The following is a 6,265-nucleotide window of genomic DNA, read 5'->3' on the forward strand; positions in this document are numbered from 1 at the left end:
CATCGTCGCGACGCCGGGCGGTGTCAGCGAGGCGCGAAAGGCTGCTTCAGCTGCCGGCACGATGTCGGCCGGGCCCTTGACGCGGCCGACCCAGTTGGACATCGGCGTCGCAAGGCTTTCGATATCGCTGGTGAGCGGGGCATCGAGCGGCAGATGGTAAGAGGCGTGGTCGCCGACGATGTTGATCATCGGGCTGAAGGCACGCCGGGCATTGTGCATGTTGGCGAGCCCGTTGGCCAGGCCGGGACCTGTGTGAAGCAGCGTCGCGGCCGGCCGATCGGTCATCCGCGCATAGCCATCGGCGGCACCAGTCACCACCCCTTCGAACAGCCCGAGCACGCAACGCATTTTCGGCTTGCGGTCAAGTGCTGCAACGAAGTGCATTTCGGAGGTGCCGGGATTGGCGAAGCAGACCGTCACATCATTGGCCAGAAGCACGTCACACAGGACATCGGCGCCGTTCATGCAATTCCCTCCCGCTCACGATCGAAGAGCACTTGCACCCGGGCGCGCCCGCACAGCAATATCCCGCCGCCACTTTTGGTCTGATCCAGTGCCGTAAGGATCAGCCAACCGTCGATTTCAGGAATGCCAGCGCGGCCGCGGTCAGCGCATCGCCGTCCTCGCCGAAATCGCGATTGATCGACATATGCGTGTAGGCGCTGCCGTCGAACAGCGTGACCTGGGTGCCCGTCGCGCGCAGGCGCTCGGCAAAGGCCTTGGAGTCCTCGCCGCGGCCAGGAGCGCGCGAATAGGCAATGAACGTCGGCGGGTGCCTGCGGCCGTCGACATGGCTGGCCGGCGACAGTGCCGCCCATTGCGCGGGATCGGAAAAGACGCGGGCATAGGCCCGGACCATGCCGCCCTTCTTGGCAAGTGCTGCAAGATCATAGGCCCTGGTGTCGTCGAGAATGAGTGCGGCTATGCCCGGCAATCCGCCGCGCATGCCGGTCAGCGCAACCAGATGGCAGCCGGCCGAATGGCCCATGCCGACGATGCGGCTGGGATCGCCGCCATGTCGGGCGATGTTGGCCCTGATGTAGGCGTAGGCCTTTTCGACGTCACCGGCCTGGGTGGCGACATCGGCCTGCGGCAACATGCGGTAATCGATGGAGACGAAGCAGAAGCCGTTGGCGAGCAGGAAGGCCGGTTTGGCGTCGACCTGACTGCGTTTGCCAAACTGCCAGGTGCCGCCATGAACGAAAAACACGACCGGCAGCCCCATTGCACCATCGGGCGCATAGATGTCGAGCTTGGCCGGCCCGTAGTCTAAGGTCTTTAGCGTGGGTCGGCGTGTTTCCGACGCGGCCGATGCTTCCAACGGCAGCATCGCCGCCACCGAGGCCAAGATCAGGCTTCGTCGATCGATCATCACTGTCTCCTGACGAGGCAAGACTGCACGCGGCGGCCCCAGCCGTCCAGTCAGGGATTCGCAACACACCCGCTACCCGCGCTGAATGCCGCTCCGCACCGAGCGCCTTGATCCCGGAGTGGCCTCAAATCCTCATGATCGTAGCCACCTCTTCACATCAAGGGAACAAACGGCACCCCCCGACAGTTGAATGCGAGGTGAGCCGAATGGAAGCCACAGCGGCTCCGAGGGCAAAAGCATCATGCGAGAGAACCAGTCTGACGTCTTCGATCTGTTTTCGGAAATTTACACCAACGCGGCGCAGGAAGAGATCAGCATCCAGCAATATCTCCTTGCCTGCCGCGAGGACAAGTCGATGTATGCCTCGGCGCCTGAACGGATGGTCGAGGCGATCGGCGAGCCGAACCTGGTCGACACCAGCAAGGATGAGCGGCTCGGCCGCATTTTCTCCAATCGGACCCTGAAAGTGTACCCTTCCTTTGCGGACTTCTATGGCATGGAGGACACAATCGAGCGCATCGCCGGCTATTTTCGCTATGCGTCCCAGGGGCTCGAGGAGCGCAAGCAAATCCTCTATTTGCTCGGCCCCGTGGGCGGCGGCAAATCCTCCCTTGCCGAGCGGCTGAAGAAGTTGATGGAACAGCGCCCGATCTACACGTTGAAGGTCGGCAATCAGGTCAGCCCGGTTTTCGAATCGCCGCTTGGTCTTTTCCACCCGGATCGCATGGGCGACCTGCTGGAGGATAAATACGGCATTGCCCGACGCCGGTTGAATGGGCTCATTTCGCCATGGGCGGCCAAGCGCCTCGACGAACTTTCCGGCGACATTTCCAAGTTCAGCGTCGTCAAGCTGATGCCGTCGCGACTGCGCCAGATCGGCATCGCCAAGACCGAGCCCGGCGACGAGAACAATCAGGACGTTTCGGCCCTGGTCGGCAAGGTCGACATCCGGCAATTGGAAAACTTCAGCCAATCCGATCCGGACGCCTATTCCTATAGTGGCGGACTGAACCGGACCACCCAGGGCCTGCTTGAATTCGTCGAAATGTTCAAGGCGCCTATCAAGGTCCTGCATCCGCTGCTGACCGCCACCCAGGAAGGCAGCTACAACGGCACCGAAAATTTCGGCGCCTTTCCCTACCAGGGGATCATCGTGGCCCATTCCAACGAGTCGGAATGGCTGCAGTTCAAGAACAACAAGAACAATGAGGCCTTTCTCGATCGCATCCTCGTGGTCAAGGTGCCGTATTGCCTGCGGATAACCGAAGAGCGGCAGATCTACGAGAAACTGCTGCGGGAGAGCGAATTGGCCGCCAGTCCCTGCGCTCCAGAGGTGCTGGACATCCTCAGCCGGTTTACCGTCTCAACCCGTTTGGCCGAGCACGACAATTCGCCGCTCTACACCAAGATGCGCGCCTATGACGGCGAGAACCTCAAGGAGGTCGACCCCAAGGCAAAGTCTGTTCAGGAATATCGGGACGCCGCCGGCGTCGACGAGGGCATGGCCGGCGTCAGCACGCGCTTTGCCTTCAAGATCCTGTCGCAGACCTTCAACTACGACACCGAAGAGGTGGCCGCCGACCCCGTGCACCTCATGTACATCCTGGAGGAGGCAATCAAGCGCGAACAGTTTCCGAAGGAGACGGAAGCCGCCTATCTGGAGTTCATCAAGTCCGAGCTGGCCGCGCGGTATGCCGAATTCATCGGCCATGAGATCCAGAAAGCCTATCTGGAATCGTACAGCGAGTACGGCCAGAATCTTTTCGACCGCTACATCGCCTATGCCGACGCCTGGATCGAAGACCAGGACTACAAGGATCCCGACACCGGCCAGATCCTCAACCGCGAGGTTTTGGACAACGAGCTTTCGCAGGTCGAAAAACCGGCCGGCATCGCCAATCCCAAGGATTTCCGCAATGAGGTGGTGAAATTCACGTTGCGCGCCCGTGCAAGAAACCATGGCCGCAACCCGGCGTGGACAAGTTACGAAAAGCTGCGGGAAGTCATCGAGAAACGCATGTTCGGCCAGGTCGAGGACCTCCTGCCGGTGATCAGTTTCGGCTCCAAACAGGACAGCGTCACGGAAAAGCGGCACAATGAATTCGTGCAGCGGATGGTCGAGCGCGGCTACACCGAGCGGCAGGTTCGTCGCCTTGTGGACTGGTACATGCGGGTGAACAGGGCGGGTTAGAGAACCCGGAATGGTTCCATGCCGATCTTCATCGACCGCCGCCTGAACCCGAAAGACAAGAGTCTCGGCAATCGCCAGCGCTTCCTCCGACGCGCGCGCGAGGAATTGAAGCGGAGCATACGCGACCAGATCCGCACCGGCAGGATTGCCGACGCGGATTCCGAGCACGCCGTGCGCATGCCCGAAAGAGGCACAAGCGAGCCGAGCTTCAACAACGCCCGCGACAGTGGCAGGCGCCAGCACATCTTGCCGGGCAACAGGCATTTCTCCGCTGGAGACCTGATCCCCAAGCCCGGCGGAGGCGGCGGGGGAGCATCGTCCCCGGGAAACAAGGCATCCGAGGACGACTTTCGTTTCGTACTGTCGCGCGAGGAAGTGCTCGATCTTTTCTTCGAGGATCTCGAACTCCCCGACATGGTCAAGCTCAACCTCAAGGAGATCCTTGCCTTCAAGCCGCGCAGGGCGGGCTTTGCCGCCACCGGTTCGCCCACCAACATCAATGTCGGCCGCACGATGCGCAACAGCCACGGCCGCCGCATTGCGCTGAGGCGCCCCAAGCAGGTCGAACTGGATGCGATCCTTGAGGAAATCGCCTCGCTCGAGTCGACGCCATCCAGCGTCGACGCGCGCCAGAGTATCGCGGCATTGCGCGAAGAGCTTGACCGGCTGGAACGACGCCGCCGCCGGATTGCCTATGTCGATCCGGTCGACATCCGCTTCAACCGCTTCGATTCCCGGCCGGTGCCGAACGCCAATGCCGTCATGTTCTGTCTGATGGACGTGTCCGGGTCCATGGGCGAGCGCGAGAAGGATCTGGCCAAGCGCTTCTTCGTGCTGCTGCACCTGTTCTTGAAACGGCGCTACGACCGCATCGAGATTGTCTTCATCCGCCATACGCACCTGGCTCAGGAGGTCGACGAGGAAACATTTTTCTACAACACCCAAAGCGGCGGCACTGTCGTTTCCACCGCGCTGGAGGAAATGCACCGTATTATCGTCAGCCGTTACCCGGCACACGACTGGAACATCTATGCCGCCCAAGCCTCGGACGGCGACAATTTCGCCGGCGATTCAGAGCGATGCATTTCGCTGCTCAACGGCGAGCTCATGCGGCTGTGCCAGTATTTTGCCTATGTCGAGATCATCGACGAGCGTGAAGCCCATATTTTCGGCTCGACCGAAAACGGGACGTCGCTGTGGCGTGCCTATAACGCCATCGATCAGAAATGGCCGAACTTCCAGATGAGCCGCATCGCTACGCCCGCCGATATCTACCCGGTCTTTCGCCAGCTCTTCGGCAGGCAGCCGGCCTCCCTCAAGAGAGCGTGAGGGTTCCCGATGGCCAGACAAGCCAGCAAATCCAGCCTGCTTTTTTCAGGGTCCGACTGGGATTTCAAAACATTGTCGCGGGCATACGACGCGATCGAGGCACTTGCGGTCGAAGAGCTTCATCTGGACACCTATCCCGTTCAGATGGAGATCATCTCCTCGCAGCAGATGCTCGACGCCTATTCGTCCATCGGCATGCCATTGATGTACCGTCACTGGTCTTTCGGCAAACATTTCCTCCACCAGGATCTGCTCTATCGCAAAGGCGGGCGAGGGCTTGCTTATGAACTGGTCATCAATTCCAACCCTTGCATCGTCTATCTGATGGAGGAAAACACCATGGCCCTGCAGGCCTTGGTGACGGCCCATGCAGCGCTCGGGCACAATCATTTCTTCAAGAACAATCAATTGTTCAAACAATGGACGGATGCAGGTGCGATCCTCGGCTACCTGGACTTCGCCAAGGGCTACATAGTCCGTTGCGAGGAGCGGCACGGCCTCGCCGCCGTCGAGGCTGTGCTCGATTCCGCCCACGCGCTGATGGATCAGGGCGTGTTTCGCTATCACCGGCCGCCGAGGCTGTCTTCGGAACGGCAGCGCGAAGGAATTCGCGAGCGTCTCGAATACGAGGAGCGCTCCTACAACGACTTGTGGCGTACGCTGCCGCCTTCGCAGCAAGCGGCCAACGACAAGGGCCAGGACCCGGAGCGGAAGAAATCGTTAAACCTGCCTGAGGAAAACCTGCTCTATTTCCTGGAAAAGAACAGCCCGGTCCTGGAGCCCTGGCAGCGCGAGATCATCAGGATCGTTCGGGTCATCGCGCAATATTTTTACCCGCAACGGCAAACACAGGTGATGAACGAGGGCTGCGCCACGTTCGTGCACTATACGCTGATGAACATGCTGTTCGACCGTGGCCAGATCAGCGAAGGCGCCATGCTCGAAATCCTGCGCAATCATTCCAACGTGGTCTTTCAGCCGGCCTTCGACGATCCGCGTTTTTCCGGCATCAACCCCTATGCTCTCGGCCTCGACATGATGCAGGACATTCAGCGCATTTCGACCAAACCCACGGCCGAGGACCGCGATTGGTTCCCCGACATCGCCGGCCAGGGCAACTGGCGCGAGGTTCTGCTTGACGCCTGGGCCGAGCATCGCGACGAATCCTTCATCCGCCAGTACCTCAGTCCGGCCTTGATCCGGAAATGGCGGTTTTTTGTGCTTGGCGACGCTGCCGACCAACCGCATTGTCTGGTCGCCTCGATCCACGATGAGCGCGGCTACGCCAAGATACGCGCCACGCTCGCCAACAGCTATGATCTCGGCGCGAACCGGCCGGACATTCAGGTGGTGGATGTCGATCTGCTCGGCGA

At 60.6% G+C, this 6,265-nt stretch carries 5 protein-coding genes; 3 read left to right on the forward strand and 2 right to left on the reverse strand.

What is annotated here, in order from left to right; all coding sequences use genetic code 11:
• Together EOD15_RS26205 and EOD15_RS26210 are read right to left on the reverse strand one after the other, a co-directional pair.
• On the reverse strand, nucleotides 1–465 hold a 465-nt coding region (locus tag EOD15_RS26205), incomplete at its 3' end, for a thiamine pyrophosphate-binding protein (RefSeq protein WP_245463770.1).
• A 100-nt stretch (nucleotides 466–565) separates the two neighbouring features.
• Nucleotides 566–1,372, reverse strand: coding sequence for an alpha/beta hydrolase (locus tag EOD15_RS26210; protein ID WP_127320743.1), 807 nt, complete (start codon nucleotides 1,370–1,372; stop codon nucleotides 566–568).
• 241 nt (nucleotides 1,373–1,613) lie between these two features.
• Between EOD15_RS26210 and EOD15_RS26215 the strand changes: the two genes are divergently transcribed.
• The 3 genes from EOD15_RS26215 to EOD15_RS26225 form a co-directional block, all read left to right on the forward strand.
• Nucleotides 1,614–3,563: a PrkA family serine protein kinase gene (locus tag EOD15_RS26215; protein WP_013529362.1), complete on the forward strand. Its 1,950-nt coding sequence runs from the start codon at nucleotides 1,614–1,616 to the stop codon at nucleotides 3,561–3,563.
• An 18-nt stretch (nucleotides 3,564–3,581) separates the two neighbouring features.
• A complete protein-coding gene (locus tag EOD15_RS26220; protein ID WP_127320742.1) occupies nucleotides 3,582–4,892 on the forward strand; it encodes a YeaH/YhbH family protein in 1,311 nt (436 codons plus the stop codon).
• Nucleotides 4,893–4,901: 9 nt separating this feature from the next.
• A partial coding sequence (locus EOD15_RS26225; protein WP_127408975.1) for a SpoVR family protein occupies nucleotides 4,902–6,265 on the forward strand: 1,364 nt, incomplete at its 3' end.

It is taken from the genome of Mesorhizobium sp. M7A.T.Ca.US.000.02.2.1 (genome assembly GCF_003996995.1).
In the GTDB taxonomy this organism is placed as follows: domain Bacteria; phylum Pseudomonadota; class Alphaproteobacteria; order Rhizobiales; family Rhizobiaceae; genus Mesorhizobium.

What these genes read in the sequence shown, in the direction of transcription:
- EOD15_RS26215 (WP_013529362.1), top strand. Translation starts at nt 1,614, where the DNA reads ATGCGAGAGAACCAGTCTGACGTCTTCGATCTGTTTTCGGAAATTTAC.
- EOD15_RS26220 (WP_127320742.1), top strand. Translation starts at nt 3,582, where the DNA reads ATGCCGATCTTCATCGACCGCCGCCTGAACCCGAAAGACAAGAGTCTC.
- EOD15_RS26210 (WP_127320743.1), bottom strand. Translation starts at nt 1,372, where the DNA reads ATGATCGATCGACGAAGCCTGATCTTGGCCTCGGTGGCGGCGATGCTG.